This is a genomic window from Gulosibacter hominis (assembly GCF_904842695.1).
In the GTDB taxonomy this organism is placed as follows: Bacteria; Actinomycetota; Actinomycetes; order Actinomycetales; family Microbacteriaceae; genus Gulosibacter; species Gulosibacter hominis.
This window is the reverse complement of record NZ_CAJGWQ010000001.1, coordinates 255810-274513: the sequence shown is the minus strand read 5'-3', so window position 1 is coordinate 274513 and position 18704 is coordinate 255810. Positions and strand designations below refer to the sequence as shown.

Annotated in this window: 15 protein-coding genes and 1 tRNA gene; 7 read left to right on the top strand and 9 right to left on the bottom strand. The window is 62.3% G+C overall.

Going from position 1 to position 18704, the window contains the following annotated elements; all coding sequences use genetic code 11:
• Positions 1 to 43 precede the first annotated feature (43 nt).
• From fmdA to def, 3 genes are all read right to left on the bottom strand, one after another.
• Positions 44 to 1297, bottom strand: coding sequence for a formamidase (gene fmdA, locus JMV54_RS01265; RefSeq protein ID WP_201517063.1), 1254 nt, complete (start codon positions 1295 to 1297; stop codon positions 44 to 46).
• Positions 1298 to 1336: 39 nt separating this feature from the next.
• Entirely contained in the window at positions 1337 to 1624 is a 288-nt protein-coding gene (locus tag JMV54_RS01260) for an FmdB family zinc ribbon protein (protein ID WP_201517062.1), read from the bottom strand.
• Between the two features lie 158 nt (positions 1625 to 1782).
• On the bottom strand, positions 1783 to 2355 hold the full coding sequence (gene def / locus JMV54_RS01255; RefSeq protein ID WP_201517061.1) for a peptide deformylase: 573 nt from the start codon (positions 2353 to 2355) through the stop codon (positions 1783 to 1785).
• A gap of 96 nt (positions 2356 to 2451) precedes the next feature.
• Between def and JMV54_RS01250 the strand changes: the two genes are divergently transcribed.
• From JMV54_RS01250 to JMV54_RS01225, 6 genes are all read left to right on the top strand, one after another.
• The gene (locus tag JMV54_RS01250) at positions 2452 to 3807 is read left to right on the top strand and encodes a glycosyltransferase (protein WP_230972751.1); all 1356 of its coding nucleotides are present in this window, start codon (positions 2452 to 2454) and stop codon (positions 3805 to 3807) included.
• Between the two features lie 4 nt (positions 3808 to 3811).
• Positions 3812 to 5002, top strand: coding sequence for a glutamate 5-kinase (proB, locus tag JMV54_RS01245; RefSeq protein WP_230972750.1), 1191 nt, complete (start codon positions 3812 to 3814; stop codon positions 5000 to 5002).
• Positions 5003 to 5057: 55 nt separating this feature from the next.
• A complete protein-coding gene (locus JMV54_RS01240) occupies positions 5058 to 6407 on the top strand; it encodes a glutamate-5-semialdehyde dehydrogenase (protein ID WP_201517059.1) in 1350 nt (449 codons plus the stop codon).
• Positions 6408 to 6430: 23 nt separating this feature from the next.
• A tRNA-Ile gene (locus JMV54_RS01235) sits at positions 6431 to 6504 on the top strand.
• 169 nt (positions 6505 to 6673) lie between these two features.
• Entirely contained in the window at positions 6674 to 9235 is a 2562-nt protein-coding gene (gene glgP, locus JMV54_RS01230; protein ID WP_201517058.1) for an alpha-glucan family phosphorylase, read from the top strand.
• A 255-nt stretch (positions 9236 to 9490) separates the two neighbouring features.
• A complete protein-coding gene (locus tag JMV54_RS01225) occupies positions 9491 to 9994 on the top strand; it encodes a DUF3145 domain-containing protein (protein ID WP_201517057.1) in 504 nt (167 codons plus the stop codon).
• Positions 9995 to 10149: 155 nt separating this feature from the next.
• Here JMV54_RS01225 and JMV54_RS01220 read toward each other — a convergent pair whose 3' ends face one another.
• From JMV54_RS01220 to aceE, 6 genes are all read right to left on the bottom strand, one after another.
• On the bottom strand, positions 10150 to 11397 hold the full coding sequence (locus JMV54_RS01220) for a beta-ketoacyl-[acyl-carrier-protein] synthase family protein (RefSeq protein WP_201517056.1): 1248 nt from the start codon (positions 11395 to 11397) through the stop codon (positions 10150 to 10152).
• A gap of 139 nt (positions 11398 to 11536) precedes the next feature.
• Positions 11537 to 11788: an acyl carrier protein gene (locus JMV54_RS01215; protein ID WP_201517055.1), complete on the bottom strand. Its 252-nt coding sequence runs from the start codon at positions 11786 to 11788 to the stop codon at positions 11537 to 11539.
• 118 nt (positions 11789 to 11906) lie between these two features.
• Positions 11907 to 12911, bottom strand: a complete 1005-nt coding sequence (locus JMV54_RS01210) for a beta-ketoacyl-ACP synthase III (RefSeq protein ID WP_201517054.1) — start codon at positions 12909 to 12911, stop codon at positions 11907 to 11909.
• 29 nt (positions 12912 to 12940) lie between these two features.
• Positions 12941 to 13870, bottom strand: coding sequence for an ACP S-malonyltransferase (locus JMV54_RS01205; protein WP_201517053.1), 930 nt, complete (start codon positions 13868 to 13870; stop codon positions 12941 to 12943).
• A gap of 109 nt (positions 13871 to 13979) precedes the next feature.
• Positions 13980 to 15197, bottom strand: coding sequence for a PucR family transcriptional regulator (locus JMV54_RS01200; RefSeq protein ID WP_201517052.1), 1218 nt, complete (start codon positions 15195 to 15197; stop codon positions 13980 to 13982).
• 110 nt (positions 15198 to 15307) lie between these two features.
• Positions 15308 to 18037 carry a pyruvate dehydrogenase (acetyl-transferring), homodimeric type gene (gene aceE, locus JMV54_RS01195; RefSeq protein ID WP_201517051.1) on the bottom strand — a complete coding sequence of 910 codons (2730 nt, stop codon included), beginning with the start codon at positions 18035 to 18037 and terminating at the stop codon, positions 15308 to 15310.
• Positions 18038 to 18171: 134 nt separating this feature from the next.
• On the opposite strand from aceE, the gene JMV54_RS01190 reads away from it, so the two are divergent.
• On the top strand, positions 18172 to 18657 hold the full coding sequence (locus tag JMV54_RS01190) for a redoxin domain-containing protein (RefSeq protein ID WP_201517050.1): 486 nt from the start codon (positions 18172 to 18174) through the stop codon (positions 18655 to 18657).
• The last annotated feature ends 47 nt before the right edge of the window (positions 18658 to 18704 follow it).

Sequence of the window (18704 nt, the reverse complement as noted above, 5' to 3'; positions counted from 1 at the left end):
AAAGAGCTCGACACCGCCCCCGGCGTTTGAATGGGAGATACGGTTAGCGGTTCGCCGCGCGGGGAGCGCCGATACCGGGATCGATCCGCGGAACTTCTCCGGCGCTCGGCCGCACATCAATATCGAAGATCGCGGTGGGAATGTACACGGTTGCGCACGAGTTCGGAATGTCGACAACGCCAGACAGGCGGCCCTCGATCGGCGCGGCACCCAGCAGCAGGTACACCTGCTCGGGCGTCCAACCAAAGGTGCTCAGGTAGTCGATCGCGTGCAGGCAGGCGCGCTGGTAGGCGAGCTGCGAGTCGAGATACCGCTGCTGACCATCCAGCGTGACTGAAGTGCCCGAGAACGAAAGCCACTCGCTATAGCGCGGTTCAACGTTGCCGGGCATGAAGATGGCGTTTTCTTTGACGTTGTACTTGTCCATACCGCCGGGGATCACATCCACGTGTACGTCAATGTAGCCACCCATCTCGATGCCACCGCAGAAGGTGATTTCACCGTCACCCTGTGAGAAGTGCAGGTCGCCGACCGAGAAGTTCGCCCCGTCAACGAACACGGGGTAGAACACGCGGGTACCCTTTGACAGGTTTTTGATGTCTTGGTTACCGCCGTTTTCCCGCGGGGGAGCGGTGCGGGCGCCCTCGGCGGCAACGCGGTCGTAGTCTGCGCCGGTGAGGCTACCGAGAATTGCGTCCTGTGGCTCCGGCGGCAGCGCCAGCGGCGGCAGCCGGTTGGGGTCGGTGGCGATCAGGTCGCCCTCACGCTGGTTCCACTTCGCAAGCAGCTCATGCGAGGGCGCCGTGCCCATCAGCCCCGGGTGGATGATGCCGGTGAACGAGACGCCGGGAATGTGTCGTGAGGTTGCCGTCTGGCCATTGAAATCCCACACTGCCTTGTACGCGTCGGGGAACTGGTCGACCAGGAAGCTACCGCCGTTGTTCTTTGCAAAAATTCCCGTGTAGCCCCAGCCTTGGCCGGCCAGCGGGCCCTCTTCCTGAGGAATCGCACCAATATCGAGAATGTCGACAATGAGCAGATCTCCGGGCTTGGCGCCCTTGACGTGAAACGGGCCCGAAAGCGCGTGCACCTTACTGACCGGCGCGGTCAGGATGTCTTCGGCACTGTCATCATTTTTGATGTGACCGTCAAACCACTCTCGACAATCGATGCGGAATGAGTCTCCGGGGTTCACAGTGACCGCTGCGGGAATATCCGGGTGCCAGCGGTTGTGCCCAACAATGTCTTGTTCGGGGAAACTCTTGGATGAGTCGAGGGGGAACAGATTTTTCGGCATGTCTCTCCTTTGAGCGATGGGTATCTGTTGGAACTGGAGCTAGGGACGAGGAAGGCCTCGATGTGCCGGATCGTGTGTCACGCGGGTCGGTGATTTTGCACCGCTTGTGGGCAGGCTCGATACCAGCTGTGGCTCATGTGCGCTGCGTTTTGTAGCGTCAATGGCAGCGACCGCGGCGCGGTTTGCAGTGAACACCGCCGGCGCGCTGATGCGGCGGTGCGCGGTCGCACCGCAATCGGGGCACTCCCGCTCGCGAGTAGCGGTTGAGATTGGCATCAAGGCCACGGACACGTGGCGCTCGGGACATCTAAATTCGTAGAGCGGCATGCGCACTCCTTCGTCTGCGGTAACCGGCGACGACGTCGTCGAGGTTGCGGTCACCTTAGCAGCGAGGGATGCAAAAACAAGCCCAAAAATCACCCGATGCCAAGCGTATTCACAGACAACCGCGAATCGCTCAGAAAGCGCTCAAAGCATCGCCCAAGCTACCCCTCGAGGTCGTCAGTGCCCGGCAGCCATGAGCATCCCGGCACGCCCCAGCGGCGCTTGCGAAGAATCTTTTGCGCCATTCGCCAGTCATTGCCCGCCAGCCGGTCGATATAGATGACGCCGTCGAGATGGTCGTTCTCATGCTGCAGGATGCGCGCCAGCCAGCCCTCAGCTTCGAGTTCGTACCGCTCGCCGTCTAGATTCGTTGCGCGCATCAGCACCCGTTGCGAGCGGCGCAGCGGGAACCGTTCACCGGGGAACGAGAGGCACCCCTCGGTTTCTTCGTCGGGATCAACCTCGTCGATTGATTCGGGCACGATAGGGGCGAGCCATAGCTCGGGGTTGATTGCCACATCCCGCACCGACAGGCCCGGCTCATCCCAGGCATACACAAATAGTCGCTTGTTTACGCCCACCTGCGGGCCGGCAAGACCAACTCCCGGTGCCGCATCCATGGTCTCGAACATGTCGGCAACCAACTGTCGCACCTCATCATTGATTTCGTTGATGGGTTCGGCAGCATCGTGCAGCACGGGTTCGCCATAGATCTGGATGGGCAAAATCGTCATAGAAACACCCTACTTTGCTACCGCGGGGTGATGCCCTTTCGAGCTGGGGTTCAACTAAGATCGTCTGTCGACCGTAACCAGACAAGGACCGACCCAGTGCCCACCAGCCCCGAAGCGTCAACCAGTCCCGAAACTCCAGATAACCGCGTGGCCAACCAGCAGCGCGAGCATGGGGACCACGACAGCAAGCCGCTGCGGCTACTCATCGCTGCAGACACCTTCCCGCCCAACATCAATGGAGCGGCAAAGTTCACGGTCAACCTCGCTTCATCAATGGCGGCGCGCGGACACGACGTGCACGTAGTTGTACCCTCCGCCGACCGCTACCACGGCACAGCGCAGGAAACCTACGACGGGCAGACGTTCACCGTGCACCGTCTGCCATCCGATCGCTGGTGGCCTCACGACTGGCTGCGCTATGTAAAGCCGTGGCGGGCACGGCACTGGATGCGCAAAAAACTCGCCGAGATCAAACCCGATGTGGTGCACTATCAGTCGGCAGTGGTGCTCGGACGTGCTGTTGTGCGTGAGGCGCGCGCCTACCCCGAGCTGCGCGTTATCGGCACCAACCACCTCATGCTCGAAAACCTGCTCGAGCACACGATGTTGATCAAACCGCTGCAGCGACTCGGATCAAAGATTTGGTGGGCGGATGCACGCAAAACTTTTGCGGCCACCGATGCGCTCACAACCCCCACGCGTCGGGCGGCAGACTTTCTCGAATCAAACGGTGGGATCGGTCATGTGCTGGCCATCTCGTGCGGGCTGCGGAAGAGCGACTACACCGCCGATTGGAACAAAAAACCGGTCAAACGCATCGCCTTTGTTGGTCGAGTGACCGGCGAAAAACGCATCGATGTGCTCATCAAAGCGTTTGCAAAACTGCCAAATCACGCCGAACTCCGGTTCGACATTGTGGGCGATGGCGATCTGCGCGGCACGCTCGAACGGCTCGCTAAAGAACAGGGTGTTGCCGAGCAGGTGGTGTTTCACGGGCGGGTATCCGACGAGCAGCTGCGCGGCATTTATCGTGACGCCACAGTGTTCGCGATCGCCTCAACCGCCGAACTGCAATCAATCGCAACTATGGAGGCAATGGCATCCGGGCTGCCGGTGGTGGCCGCAAACGCGATGGCGCTCCCGCACCTCGTGCACGACGGTGTGAACGGCTATCTTTTCCCGCCGAACGATGTTGACGCCTGCACCGAGGCGCTGCAGCGGGTGTTGGATGCACCACACCAGCAGCGCGTCAAAATGGGGCGTGCCGGATACGACATGGTCGACATGCACGATATTGACGCCACTATGACGCTGTTTGAGCGTCTCTATCGGGGCGAAAGCGCCGATGATGTGGCCAAAGACTCGGCCAACGAACAAGACCACTCGCTCGATAACGTGGTCGAGGCGGTTACTGGATCGATTCCGACGGTGCGCCCAGACACGGCACAATAGAGGGGTGACCGATCCGCGTTCGTACCCCCAGACCGTAGCCGCAACCGACACTGTGGCGGCTGACCGCTCGCTGTTGCAGCGGGCACAGCGGGTGGTTGTCAAAATCGGATCATCCTCACTGACTCGCCCCGACGGCCGACTCAACATTCCGGCGCTGCGCAAGCTCGTGGATGTGTTGGCACAGGTGTGGGAGCGCGGCACCCAGGTGGTGCTGGTCACCTCCGGCGGTATTTCCGCCGGGTTCATGCCGCTCGGGCTGGATGCTCGGCCAACTGAGGTTGCGACCGCACAGGCGGCATCGGCTGTTGGCCAATCAGCGCTCATGGCGCACTACACCGATGCGTTCGCGGCCTACGACATCACGGTGGGGCAGATTCTCATGACCGCCGGCGACACCGTCAGCCGCGACCGGCACCGCAATGTGGTGCAGGTGATGGAGCGGCTGCTCGAACTTGGCGCGGTGCCGATCGTCAACGAAAACGACGCGCTAGCCACGAGCGAACTGCGGTTTGGTGACAATGACCGACTCGCGGCGCTGGTCGCACAGATTGTGCACGCGGATGCGCTGGTGCTGCTCACCGATGTTGACGGCCTGTATGACGCGCCGCCGGTGACGGCCGGGGCAAAACGCATCCCGCTCGTCACCGATCTGAGCGCGCTCACCGACGTGAAAGTTACCGGTAGGGGCTCGACATTCGGCACCGGCGGCATGATCACCAAATTGCAATCGGCCGAGATCGCCACGAGCTCGGGTATTGGCGTGATGCTCACCACCGCCGCCAATGCGCATCGCGCACTCATTGATGGCGAGGATGTGGGCACCTGGTTTGTGCCGCAGGCGGGACGTTCGAGCCGCCGTAAGGCCTGGCTCGAGCACGCAGCCGGGCTGAACGGGCGGATCATTATTGACCGGGGCGCGGCCGAAGCGCTGCGTGAGCGGGGTGCATCGCTGCTTGCGGCTGGTATTCGCAAGGTCGAGGGCACGTTCGTGGCTGGCGACCCCATTGAAGTGATTACCGAAGACCGCGAGCCCGTAGCGCACGGCATCATCGCCTACGACGCCGACGAACTGCCCGAAATGCTGGGCCGCTCAAGCGGTGAGTTGAGCCAGCAGCGCGGCGTGCGCAAGGTGCGTGCCATTGTGCAGCGTGACGATATGGTCATCGTCGGCCGGAACCAGCACACAGCGCAATAGCTTCACCGGGGGCAATAGCTGCATCGGTGACGGCCAGTATGGCTAGACTCCTGATATGAACGCCAACGCCGCCGTATCCGAAACCGATCTGACCGCCAACGAAATCGAGCAACAGGTGCTCGAAATCGCCAGGCAGGCAAAGATCGCCGCTCGATCACTCGCCACCGCAACCCGCGCTACCAAAGACGCCGCGCTACTTGCCTGCGCCGACGCGCTGACCGCCGCCAGCGACGAAATTATCGCCGCGAACGCGCTCGATCTGCAGCGCGGTCGCGACAGCGGGATGAGTGCCGGCCTGCTCGACCGACTCGAGCTCACCACCGAGCGCGTGGCGAGCATCGCCGCTGCGCTACGGGAGGTGGCGGCGTTGCCCGACCCGGTTGGTGAAATCGTGCGTGGTTCGACGCTCGCGAACGGAATCCGGCTGCGTCAGCAGCGGGTGCCGATGGGTGTGGTCGGCATGATTTACGAGGCCCGCCCGAATGTCACGGTCGACGCGGCCGGGCTGGCGTTGAAATCGGGTAACGCCGTGGTGCTGCGCGGCGGTTCGGCAGCGCTGGAATCAAACCGGGTGATCGTGCGGGTGCTGGGGGATGCACTCGAACAGGTGAAGCTGCCGCGTGACCTCGTGCAGAGCGTGGATGATTACGGTCGCGAGGGCGGGGTGGCGCTGATGCGCGCCCGCGGACTCGTGGATGTGCTGGTGCCGCGAGGGGGAGCGGGGCTCATCCGCACCGTTGTGGAACAGTCGACCGTGCCCACAATTGAAACCGGCACCGGAAACGTGCACATCTATGTGGATGCGGATGCCGACCTCGATCACGCGCTAGAGATTGTGATCAACGCAAAAACCCAGCGAGTTGGCGTGTGCAACGCGGTTGAAACCCTGCTGGTGCACGCGGATGTGGCGGAGGCGTTTGTGCCGCGCATGTATGCAGCGCTCACCGAACGGAACGTAACCCTGCACGCCGATGATCGCATCCGCAATCTCATTCCCGGCGGCGCGAATGTTGCAGCGGCCACCGAAACCGATTGGGAAACTGAATACCTCGATTACGAACTTGCCGTGCGTGTGGTCGACACGATTGACGAGGCAATCGAGCATATCCGCAGCTACTCATCCGGGCACACCGAGTGCATCATCACCGAATCGCTTGCCGCGAGCGAACAATTTACGGCCGAGGTGGATGCCGCTGTGGTGATGGTGAACGCATCCACGCGATTTACGGATGGTGGCATGTTCGGGCTGGGAGCCGAGCTGGGGATTTCGACCCAGAAGCTGCACGCCCGTGGCCCGATGGGGCTCGCCGAACTCACCACCACGAAGTGGCTCGTGCACGGCGACGGCCACGTGCGCCCGAAGCCGGCGCAGAGGTCGGCGTTCATTGCACCGACAGCGACGTGACCGCGTAATATGGTCACGTCCACGGGGTGGTAGCTCAGCAGGTCAGAGCAGTGGACTCATAATCCATCGGTCACGGGTTCAAGTCCCGTCCACCCCACTAACTCGTGAGTGCGTCTTGACACTTGAGCGGCCATCAAGGACTGTCAACCGCAACAGCCGCTGTTGCGGGATGTGCCGCGGGCCGCGTCCGCCTCAGCCGCCGAATGTTCAGCATCTATCCGCCAAGTGCCCATATGCCGTTTACTTGATTGGCTACGCTGACAGGTGTGAAGGCATTCAATTCTCTTGACGTCCAGAGCGTACTTCCCGAAGCGCTCAAGCCCCTCGAAACCATCGCCATGAACCTCCGGTGGACCTGGCGGCCGCAGTCAGAACGACTGTTCCGTTCAATCGACGACCACCTGTGGCGAGAGACCGGGCACAACCCCATCCAGCTGCTGCAGCAGTTGCCCGCGTCGCGACTTCGTGAACTTTCCACCGACGCCGAGTTCCTGCACCGGATGGAACAAGAGCTCGAAGAGCTCGAAAGCTACCTCGAACAAGACCGCTGGTACGCCAAGCAGACCCGTGGCAGTGAAGACGCCAACACCACCGTCGCCTACTTCTCGATGGAGTTCGGTATCGCCCAATCGCTGCCGATTTACTCGGGCGGCCTCGGCGTGCTCTCGGGCGACCACATGAAATCGGCCTCCGACCTGGGCGCCCCGGTCATCGGCATCGGTCTGCTTTACACCTACGGCTACTTTTCGCAGACCCTCTCGCGCGAGGGCTGGCAGCAAGAGAACTACACCACCCACCCCACCGACAGTCTCGCCGTGGCACCCGTGCTCGATGAGCAGGGCAAGCAGCTGCACATCGGCATCCAGTTCCCCGAAAACCGCACCGTCGACGTTGCCGTGTGGAAGGTAGTGGTGGGTAACGCCACCCTGCTGCTACTCGACACCAATATCGACTCGAACCCCGAAGACTTCCGCTCAATCACCGACCGTCTCTACGGCGGCGATGTTGAGCACCGCATCAAACAAGAGCTTGTGCTGGGTGTTGGCGGTGTGCGTGCGGTGCAGCGCTTCTGCGAAATCTCGGGCCAGCCGCACCCCGACGTTTACCACATGAATGAGGGCCACGCGGGCTTCCTCGGTGTGGAGCGAATCGGGCAGATCATGGCGCAGGGCGAATCGTTTGAAACCGCGCTGGCGGTGGTTCGCGCCTCGACAATTTTCACCACGCACACCCCCGTTCCGGCCGGTATCGACCGCTTCGACCTGCACCTCGTGCAGCGCTACCTGCAGGGCAACGATCAGGGCCACAGCGAACTGGTTGCCGGGGGAGTGCCGGTGCAGCGCATCCTCGAACTCGGTTCGGATGAAGACCCGTCGCGTTTCAACATGGCGCACCTCGGTCTGCGCATGGTGCAGTACGCCAACGGTGTGGCAAAACTCCACGGTGCCGTGTCGCGCAGCATGTTCCGCAACCTCTACCCGAACTTCGACATCGACGAGGTGCCAATCACGTCAATCACTAACGGTGTGCACTCGCAAACCTGGACGCGCGGTGCGATGAAATCGGTGGTTGCGGCCATGAGTGGCGGCCGCGAACTCGCCACCGCCAACCACTGGCACGAAGCCGACGCCGTTGGTGACCAGGAACTATGGCGCATCCGAAACGAACTGCGTGCCGACCTGGTTACCCGCGCGCGCCGCCTGGTGCGCCAGTCGTGGCTCGACCGCGGCGCCGAAGAAGCAGAGCTCGGCTGGACTCGGTCGATGCTCGACCCCAACGCGCTCACCATCGGGTTTGCCCGTCGCGTGTCAACCTACAAGCGGCTCACTCTGATGCTGCAGAACCCCGAGCGTCTGCGCCGCATCCTCACGAACCCCGACCGCCCCGTGCAGATCATCATCGCCGGTAAGGCCCACCCCGCCGACATGGGCGGTAAGCAGCTGCTGCAGGAGCTCATCCGCTTTGCCGACGAGGCCGGTGTCCGCGACCGCCTGGTGTTCCTGCCTGACTATGACGTGACCATGGCCAAGTTCTTGGTCGCCGGTAGCGACATCTGGCTCAACAACCCCATCCGCCCGCAGGAAGCCTCGGGCACCTCGGGTATGAAAGCCGTCATGAACGGCTGCCTGAGCCTGTCGACCTCGGACGGCTGGTGGGATGAGCTGCGCGACGACCGCTACGGTTGGACGATCCCCGATGTGCCCACCGACGACCAGCGCCAGCGCGACCTGCTCGAGTCGGAAGCGCTCTACGACCTCATCGAGTTCGAGATTGCGCCGATGTTCTTCGACCGCGACGCGACGGGCCTACCCAAGGAGTGGGTTGACCGAGTTCGCACGTCAATGTCGGAAGTCGGCCCGCAGGTAACCGCCGAACGTATGGTGCGCGACTACTGCACCGAGCTGTACATCCCCGCCGGCCGTTCATCACGCGCCGTGCGCGACCTGTCGGCTCCGCGCGAATTCGCCGAATGGCAGCAGCGGGTGCGTCAGGCCTGGTCGCAGGTGGTGGTGCGTGATGTGCGCAACGAGACCGCCCAGCCCACGACCGGCAACGACGTGCAGCTGAGCGCCCACGTCGAGCTCGGCGAGCTGCAGGAACAGGACGTTCGCGTTGAGGCGCTGATCGGCGAAGTAAACGAGTTCGGCGACCTCGAAAGACCGCAGGCCCTGCCCATGAGCCGCGACGATGTCGAAGCCGGTCGCTGGGTTGCGCAGGTGCCGTTCGATGTGCCGGGCAAGTTCGGTTTCACCGTGCGCGCGGTTCCGCAACACGCACTGCTGCGCTCGCCCGCCGAAATGGGGCTCGTGCAGTTCCCGCGCTCGTAGCGCAAGCACACCGTTAAGGTGACCGGATGCATCAGCTACTGGATGCATCCGGTCACCTTTTACTATTGCCTGGCAACACGCCGAACGAATGGATTACACCCTTGTCATTCACGGGTAGCGTCAGGCATAATTCCGGTGACAGCAGAAACGTTTACGCGTGAACGCGTCGATAACTTGATACAGGTGCTGATCGAGAGCTTGCAGTCACGGAATGGTCGTAGGGGAAGACGTACCACCCGTGAAACTGGAGGAAATATGACTGCACCGAACACGCGCGGTGTGCTCTACGTGCATTCCGCGCCGCGCGCGCTGTGTCAACACGTCGAATGGGGGCTCGGGCGTGCAACCGGTGTGCCCACAACTATGCCGTGGATTGCACAGCCGGTAATTCCCGGCACGCTGCGGGCCGAATACGCCTGGGAGGGCCCGGTGGGCACCGGGGCAAAAATTGCCTCCGAACTGCGCGGATGGGAACACCTGCGCTTCGAAGTTACCGAAGACCCCAGCGACGGGGCCGATGGTGGCCGCTGGATGCACACACCCGGTCTCGGAATCTTTTTCGTGCAGACCGACGCCGCCGGCAATGTTGTGGTGCCCGAAGAACGCATCCGCTACGCACTCGAGGTGGCCGGCGGTAACGCCACCGAGCTGCACCGCGAACTGCGCCTGGCAATGGGGCAGGCATGGGATGAAGAACTCGAGCCCTTCCGACTCGCCGGTGACGACAGCCCGGTGACCTGGATGCATCGCGTCGGCTAGCTGCCGTCAAGAACTGAGAGCAGTCCCGGCACCCGCGCGAGGTCTTGTCGACGACTGGTTTTCGTCTCAATGAGTGGTCAAGACCCGCATAAAAGCTCAGTGGGCTCCCGCCGAATACGGTGGGAGCCCACTGCCTTGTGTATTACGAAGTGATGCTAGATCTTTCGCAGCGCCAGCACGGCGTTGTGACCGCCGAATCCGAACGAGGTCGAAACCGCCAGCGAACCGCTTGCGAGATTCACCTCGCGGGGGCTCGTCACCACGTCAAGACCAATTTCGGGGTCTTGGTTTTCGAGGTTGATGGTCGGTGGCAGCAAGTTCTCCGACAGCGCCCGAGCCGTGAACAGGGCCTCAATAGCGCCGGCGCCGCCGAGGAGGTGTCCGGTTGCGGCCTTAGTTGCTGACACCGGCACCTCATCAACGCGGGCACCGAGCACTCGCTTAAACGCGTTGTACTCGGCGATATCGCCGACGGGGGTGGAGGTGGCGTGGGCGTTAATGTGCGCGATATCCTCGGGACTCGCATCCGCCACGCGCAGCGCCTGCTCAATTGCTCGCGATGCCCCCAGGCCCTCGGGCTCGGGAGCGGTGATGTGGTAGGCATCGGCGGTAATACCACCGCCGGCAACCTCGGCATAAATCTTGGCGCCACGGGCCAGCGCGTGTTCCTCGGTTTCGAGGATGAGCGCCGCCGCACCCTCACCGAGCACAAACCCGTCGCGGTCGACATCGTAGGGGCGCGAGGCCGCCTCCGGGTTGTCGTTACGTTTTGACAGCGCCTGCATGGCGGCGAATGCGGCGACCGGCAGCGGGTGAATTGCCGCTTCAGAACCACCGGCGATGACCACATCCGCCAGCCCCTGCTGCAGGTGCTCATAGGCCTGAATGATCGATTCGGTGCTCGAAGCGCAGGCCGACACTGCAGTGCGGATACCGGCGCGAGCATTGAGATGCATACCGATGGCAGCGCCAGCCGCATTCGGCATGAGCATGGGCACGGTCAGCGGCATCACACGGCGCGCACCGCGTTCACGAAGCGTGTCCCAGGCATCAAGCAGCGACCACACGCCGCCGATACCGGTTGCCCAGTCGACGAGCAGGCGCTCGGGGTCGACAGAATCTTCGGTGAGGCCAGCATCAGCGAATGCTTCGCGGCCGGCAATGAGCGCGTACTGGCTTGAGGGGTCGAGGCGACGGGCAACGACGCGCTCGAGTTTTTCGCTGGGGTCGACTGCGACGCTGGCAGCGAAGGTTACGGGAAGCTCAATTGATTCGAATACGCCCTTGGGTTCGATGGGCCGGGCACCCGAACCGCCACGGAGCAGCGCCTCCCAGCTGTCTGGAGCGGTGGCACCGAGCGGCGAAAACGCACCGAGGCCGGTAATGACGATCTTCTTACTCATTTGTTGCTTTCACTCGTTTAACGATGCAGCAGCCGTGCCACACCGAATGGAAGCCTGACTTGTTGGCAGCGGGCTGCTGCCCGCTGGTGCGGGATGTGGTCGACCATTTGGTAGCGGCCGACCACATCCGAGCAAAAAACTACTTCGCCTGTGCGCCAGCGATGAAGTCGACAGCGTCCTGGACGGTCTTGAGGTTTTCGACCTCGGCGTCGGGGATCTTCACGTCGAACTTTTCTTCGGCGTTCACAACAATGGTCATCATCGAAATCGAGTCGATGTCGAGGTCGTCGGTGAACGACTTGTCAGCGGTCACAGTGTCGGCTGCAATACCGGTCTCTTCGTTAACGAGCTCGGCGAGGCCAGCGAGGATCTCTTCGTTCGAGAAGGCCATGGGGTTCTCCTTACTTGATGGAATTGTGGCCGTGCCAGTTTATGCGGACGCGGCCGGGGGATAGGGATTTAAATAAAACCTAAGCGTGTTGGCTGAAAGCGGCGAGAAACCGCCCGCCCTAGGGAAGTCGCACCACCTGGGCAGCATAGGCGAGACCGGCACCAAAACCGATCTGCAGTGCGAGACCACCGGACAGTTCGGGATGCTCCTGCAGCAGCGCGTGCGTTGCCAGCGGGATGGATGCGGCTGAGGTATTACCGGTGGTGGCGATATCGCGGGCAATCACCACGTTTTCGGGCACCTCGAGCTGCTTGGCAAACTCATCAATGATGCGCATATTGGCCTGGTGCGGAATGAACGCGGCCAGATCCGCCGATGAGATGCCCGCTGCATCCAGCGCCTGACGCGCCACATTGGCCATCTCCCACACGGCCCAGCGGAAAACCGTGCGGCCATCCTGACGCAGATAGGGCCACTCAGCCTCACCACGCCGGTAGGCCATCAGCTCACCGCTCATCGCCACGGCATCCCACTTGCTGCCATCCGAGCCGAGCACCGACTTTGAGATACCAGGCGTGTCAGCTGGCCCGACCACAGCGGCGCCGGCACCGTCACCGAGCAGGAATGAAATCGACCGATCAGTGGGGTTGACGAGGTCACTGAGTTTTTCAGAGCCCACCACGAGCACGTAGTCGGCAACTCCCGAGCGAACCAGCGCATCAGCCTGTGCAATGCCGTAGCAATAACCGGCGCAACCGGCCGAAATATCGTAGGCGACCGCATCCCCGGCGCCCACCTCGGCACAAATTCGAGTGGCGGCCGCAGGGGTCTGCATCACATTGGTGATCGTGGCGACAATCACCGCGCCGATCTGGTCGGGGGTGATGCCGGCCTTGTCGATTGCTTCGCGGGCGGCGATGACACCCATGTCGATAACGTTTTTACCGCCGCGTTCCCGCGCACGGGTGATGATGCCGGTGCGCTGCTGAATCCACTCGTCACTCGAGTCAATCGGTCCGGCAAGTTCGTGATTGTCGACCGCGGTATCGCCGCGATAGGCCCCCAGACCGAGAATCTGGGTGTAGGGGTGACCAACGGCCTGCTTAAGGGTTGGTGCGCTCATTCGGAACGATCCTTTCGTAAAGCTGTCGATCACTGGGCGGCGGAGTCGAGCAGTGTTGCAACCGCCTCGAGGTCGTCTGGCGAGGCCAACGCCACCGTGGGAGTGCCGCGCATTGCGCGCTTGGCAAGACCCACCAGGGTGCCGCTGGGGGCAGCCTCAACCAGGCCGGATACGCCAAGCTTCGTGAGGGTTTCCATGCAGCGGTCCCAACGCACCGGACGGTTGACCTGATCAACCAAAAGCTGACGGAATTGGATGCCAGAGTCGACGCGCGCACCGTCAAAATTGGTGAGCAGTGGGCGTTGCGGGCCGGCGACCTCGAACTGCTCGATCTCGGCAGCCAGGGTGTCGTGTGCGCGGTCCATGTAGCGCGTGTGGAAAGCCCCGGCAACCTTGAGCGGGATCACTCGACTACCCGCCGGTGGTTCAGCCTGCACCGCTGCCAGCGTCTCGGGGGAGCCTGCTGCAACGATCTGGCCACCGCCATTGAAGTTGGCGGCAGCGGCGCCCAGCTGTTCGAGCTGCGCGACAACCGCATCCGGTTCACCACCCAGCACCGCCGCCATGCCGGTCGGAGTGGCAGCGGCATCTGCCGCCATGAGCTCTGCCCGGCGCGCGACAAACCGCACGGCGGTGGGGGCATCAAAAACACCGGCGGCGTAGGCGGCCGAGATCTCACCAACGGAGTGCCCGGCGACCACGACTCCTGCGAGCTGATCAGCAGAGCGCGCTACCAGCGCATCCCAAACGAGGATGCCTGCGGCAACAATGAGCGGCTGGGCAACGGCCGTGTCGCGGATCGTTTCCGCATCCGATTCCGTGCCGTGTTTGATGAGATCGATGTCAACAGCATCACTGACGCGCTCGAGAGTTTCGCGGTGTTTGGATTCGCTGAGCCAGGGTTCGAGAAAACCCGGCTTCTGCGATCCCTGGCCGGGGAATGTCACGGCAATGGTCATGATGACTATCTTTCCAGGAATTTGGCCGATTGCTTGGTGGTTTTGTTCAAGAAAAACGCAAAAACTTCGTGGGTGGCTACTAAATGCGCCGGCAACTGTTCGCTTCGGCCTAGCGATCGCGACGCTGATAGCGAGACAACGGGCGGTTCGTTTCAGCAGTACCCGAGTCGGCAATCTGCCCGAGGATGAGCGCGCACTGCATCACGAGCGCCTCGCGGGCGCCGGTAGCATCCCAGCCAATGAGGTCGGTGATGCGCTTGAGGCGATAGCGCACGGTATTGGGATGCACAAACAACTCACGAGCCGTGGCCTCAAGCGACCGGCCATTATCGAGATAGCACCACAGCGTCAGCAAAAGATCCGATTGGTGATCCGCCAGCGGACGATAGAGGTTTTGCACGAGCGTCTGGCGCGCGAGCGAGTCTCCGGCGAGCGCACGCTCGGGAAGCAGATCGTCGGCGAGCATCGGGCGCTCACTGCGTCGATAGGCCTCAACAATCGAAAAGCCGGCGAGCGCTGCCCGAGCACTCCGCGACGCCTGCACCACCGAAGGCACTTCCGGCCCGAGTACGAGGCGTCCCTCACCGAAACCAGGCTCGATGGCGCGGGCGATCTGTAAAAACGGCACCGGCTCGGCATCGAGGTCTGCGGCGGGCTTCGACCTGCCCATCACCACCACGAGCCGGCTTCCCTGCACGCCAACCAACAGATCGGCCTGGTTGTGGCGGGCTGTGCGGCGCAGCTGATCCACCTCGATCTGACGCGGGGTGGTGCCAACCAACACCGCAACCTCACCGTGGCCGTGCCACCCGAGCGCGGCCACGCGGCTCGGTAGCTCGTTGTCGTGCTCACCGGTGAGGATTGAATCGACCACCAGCGCCTCGAGTCGCGCATCCCACAGGCCGCGTGCCTCAGCGGCACGCGCGTACACGTCGGCGGCCGCGAACGCGACATCACGCGAATAACGCAGCACACCCTCGCGAATCGATTGCGGCGCGTTCAGAGTGCGCTCTTCAAACACATCCACCACAACGCGGATCAGCTGCAGGGTCTGCTGCAAACTCACCGAGCGCAGTAGCTCGCGGGGCGCCGAATCGAACACGTCACGGGCAACCCAGGTGGCCGCATCCGGATTTTCAAACCACTGCACGAACGAGGCAATACCTGCCTGGGCAACAAGGCCCACCGCCGAGCGGCGACCCGGCGGCATCTCGAGAAACCACGGGAGCTGCTGCTCCATGCGCTTGTGCACCGTGGTGCTCAGATCGCCGGTAATACTGCGCAGCCAGGTGATGGCTGCGTGCTTATCTTGAGTGAGTTCAGTCATATGCCGAGCCGGTGATGGGGAAGTGGTCAGCAACCCCACCACCGGCAAGATCGTCAATTGATGATCAGCCTGCTGCGACCTCGAACCAGTAGGTCACAGGGAGCGCCTTTTTAGGCGTCGCCACCCGCGGTACCCGACTGGCCAGCAGCGGGGTTGTGCAGGTCGTAGCGATCAATCGCCTGCTGGACGACCGAGGGATCGATCTCACCGCGACGGGCAAGCTCGGCGAGCACTCGCACGACGATCGAATGCGAGTCGATCTTGTAGAAGCGGCGGGCTGCGGGGCGAGTGTCGGAAATGCCGAAGCCGTCAGCACCGAGCGTGACATAGTCGCCGGGCACGAACGGGCGAACCATATCGGGAAGCGAGTGGTTGTAGTCACTCACGCCCAGGAACACACCGTTTGAACCCGAGAGCTTGTCGGTGAGGTACGGCACGCGCTGGGGCTCGCTCGGGTGGGTCCAGTTGTGTTCCTCAGCCGCCAGACCCTCGCGACGCAGCTCGCTCCAGCTGGTAACCGACCAGACATGCGCACGCACGCCCCAGTCGTCGCTCAGCAGCTGCTGAGCGTGCTGTGCCCACGGCACTGCGACACCGGAAGCCATCAGCTGAGCCTCGGGGCCATCGTTACGCACGGGTGCGTTCAGGTAATAAATACCCTTCAGTAGGCCGTCAACATCGAGGTTTTCGGGCTCGGCCGGCTGCACCATCGGCTCGTTGTACATGGTGATGTAGTACATGACATTCGGGTCGGGGTGCTTGCCGCCGTACATCCGCTCGATACCGGCGCGCATGATGTGGCCGATCTCGTACACATAGGCGGGGTCGTAGCTGACAACGGCCGGGTTCGTGTAAGCCAGCAGGTGCGAGTGCCCGTCCATGTGCTGCAGGCCCTCACCGGTAAGGGTGGTGCGTCCTGCGGTGGCACCGATGATAAAACCGCGAGTCATCTGGTCGGCCGCCGCCCAGAATACGTCACCGGTGCGCTGGAAACCGAACATCGAGTAGAACATGTAGATCGGGATCGTGATCTCGCCGTGTGACGAATACGAGGTGCCCGACGCGATCATTGCCGAGGTGGCACCATCCTCGTTAATTCCCACGTGCATGAGCTGGCCCTGCGGCGACTCACGGTAGGCGAGCAGTAGCTCACGGTCGACGGCAATGTAGTGCTGGCCACGCGGGTTATAGATCTTCGCTGTGGGGAAGAACGAGTCGAGACCAAAGGTGCGCGCCTCATCCGGGATAATCGGGATGATTCGGCGGCCAAACTCGCCCGAGCGCATGAGCTCCTTCAGCAGGCGGACGAAGCCCATCGTGCTGGCGATTTCCTGGTGCCCCGATCCCTTCTTGGTAATCGCGTAGGTTTTGTCGTCGGGCAGGTCGATCTGCGTGTACTTCGAGCGGCGTTCGGGAACAGGGCCACCAAGTGCACGACGGCGCTCGATCATGTACTCGAGTGCCGGGTCGTTGTCATCTGGGCGGTAGAACGGCACGTTGTAGATGTCGCGCTCGAGCTCTGCATCCGAGATCGGAATTTGCATACCATCGCGGAACCGCTTGAGGTCGTCGATGGTGAGCTTTTTCATCTGGTGGGTTGCGTTACGACCCTCGAAGTGGCTGCCCAGACCGTAGCCCTTAATGGTGTGCGCGAGAATAACCGTGGGCTGGCCCTTGTGCTCGACCGCGGCCTTATAGGCGGCATACATCTTGCGGTAGTCGTGGCCGCCGCGCTTGAGCCCCCACACCTGGTCGTCGGTGTAGTTTTCGATGAGTTTGAGTGCGAGCGGGTCACGGGCGAAGAAATTATCGCGAACGAACTTGCCTGATTCGGCCTTGTAGGTCTGGAAGTCACCGTCGGGAGTGACGTTCATGAGGCGACGCAGTGCCCCGTGTTCGTCACGCTCGAGCAGCTCGTCCCACTCACGTCCCCAGATCACCTTGATGACATTCCAGCCAGCGCCGCGGAAGAACGACTCGAGTTCTTGGATGATCTTGCCATTACCGCGAACCGGGCCGTCGAGACGCTGCAGGTTGCAGTTGATGACGAAGGTGAGGTTATCGAGTTCGTTATTTGCGGCGAACTGCAGCTGACCGCGCGACTCGGGTTCATCGAGCTCACCGTCGCCGAGGAACGCCCACACATGCGAGCCCGAAACATCCTTGATGCCGCGGTTGGTCAGGTACTTGTTGAAATGAGCCTGCCAGATGGCGTTCATCGGGCCGATACCCATCGACACGGTGGGGAACTGCCAAAAGTCTTCCATCAGGCGCGGGTGCGGATAGGACGGCAGACCGTTTGGCGCCTTCGATGCTTCCTGGCGGAAACCACTGAGCTGGTCGGCGGTCAGCCGCCCCTCGAGAAACGCGCGGGCATAGTTACCGGGGGATGCGTGCCCCTGGAAGTAGACCTGGTCGGGGCCGTCCGGGTGGTCGTAGCCCTTGAAAAAGTGGTTCAGGCCAACCTCGTAGAGCGTCGCTTGTGAAGCGTATGACGAGATGTGGCCGCCCACGGCGATGCCGGGATCCTGCGAGTTCTGGACGGTGAGTGCGGCGTTCCAGCGGATCCAGCGGCGGTAGGTGCGTTCGAGCTGTTCATCACCGGGAAACTCGGGTTCGTCGCCGGGGGCAATGGTGTTGACATAGTCGGTTACCGGAACCATCGGCACGCCCAGCAGGCGTTCGCGCGAGCGTTCAAGGAGCGCCAGCATGATGTCACGGCCGCGCTGGTGGCCGCGCTCATCGATCAGCGCGTCGAGCGACTCTTTCCACTCGGCCGTTTCTTGCGGATCGGTATCGACAAAATCTTCCGAGTAGGGATCCTGCGTGTGTACAGCCACTGGTGACCTCTTTCATGAAGCGGAGTCAGAGTTGACGGGAACTCTCAATGTTGTGAGAGTATGCGGCTGCAAGCTTAGCCACATTCAACAAACAAACCCTGCATTTTTCGTAGTAAAGGTGGGCGGAGTCAAATATGGAGCCGACCGTGTCAGCCCGCGCCGCATCCCCATTTCCGGTGCGCACACACCGAGGCGACACAATTGATCTTTTTAAGCCGGGTGAGGCTTCGCTGCTGATGTTTGTACCGGCCGCTTTCACACCCGTGTGCGGTAGTGAGTTGCAAGAACTCGCTGGGCTCAGCGGTCTCGCCAGCTCACTCGACGTGCGGCTGCTGGTCGCCAGCTGCGACACTCCGGCAACATTGCGGGCCTGGTTGGCGGATGCGGATGGCTCGGCCGGATTCATCGGAATCAGCGATCATTGGCCACACGGTGCGCTCGCCAGTCACTTTGCTGCGTTCGATGAGCGATCGGGCACCGCGCATCGCCGGAGCTTTGCCATCGATGTTGCTGGCTCCTGGGTGCAGGTTGCCGCCAGCCCGGCCGGGGTGGCGCGAGCAAAGGGCGATCACGAGCGGGGTATCCGGTTGGCCGCATCCGGCTGGAACGCTGAGCATTAGACTGCGATTGCCGCTGTAGCGTTGCGGCCTGTGACACGAGAAAGAAG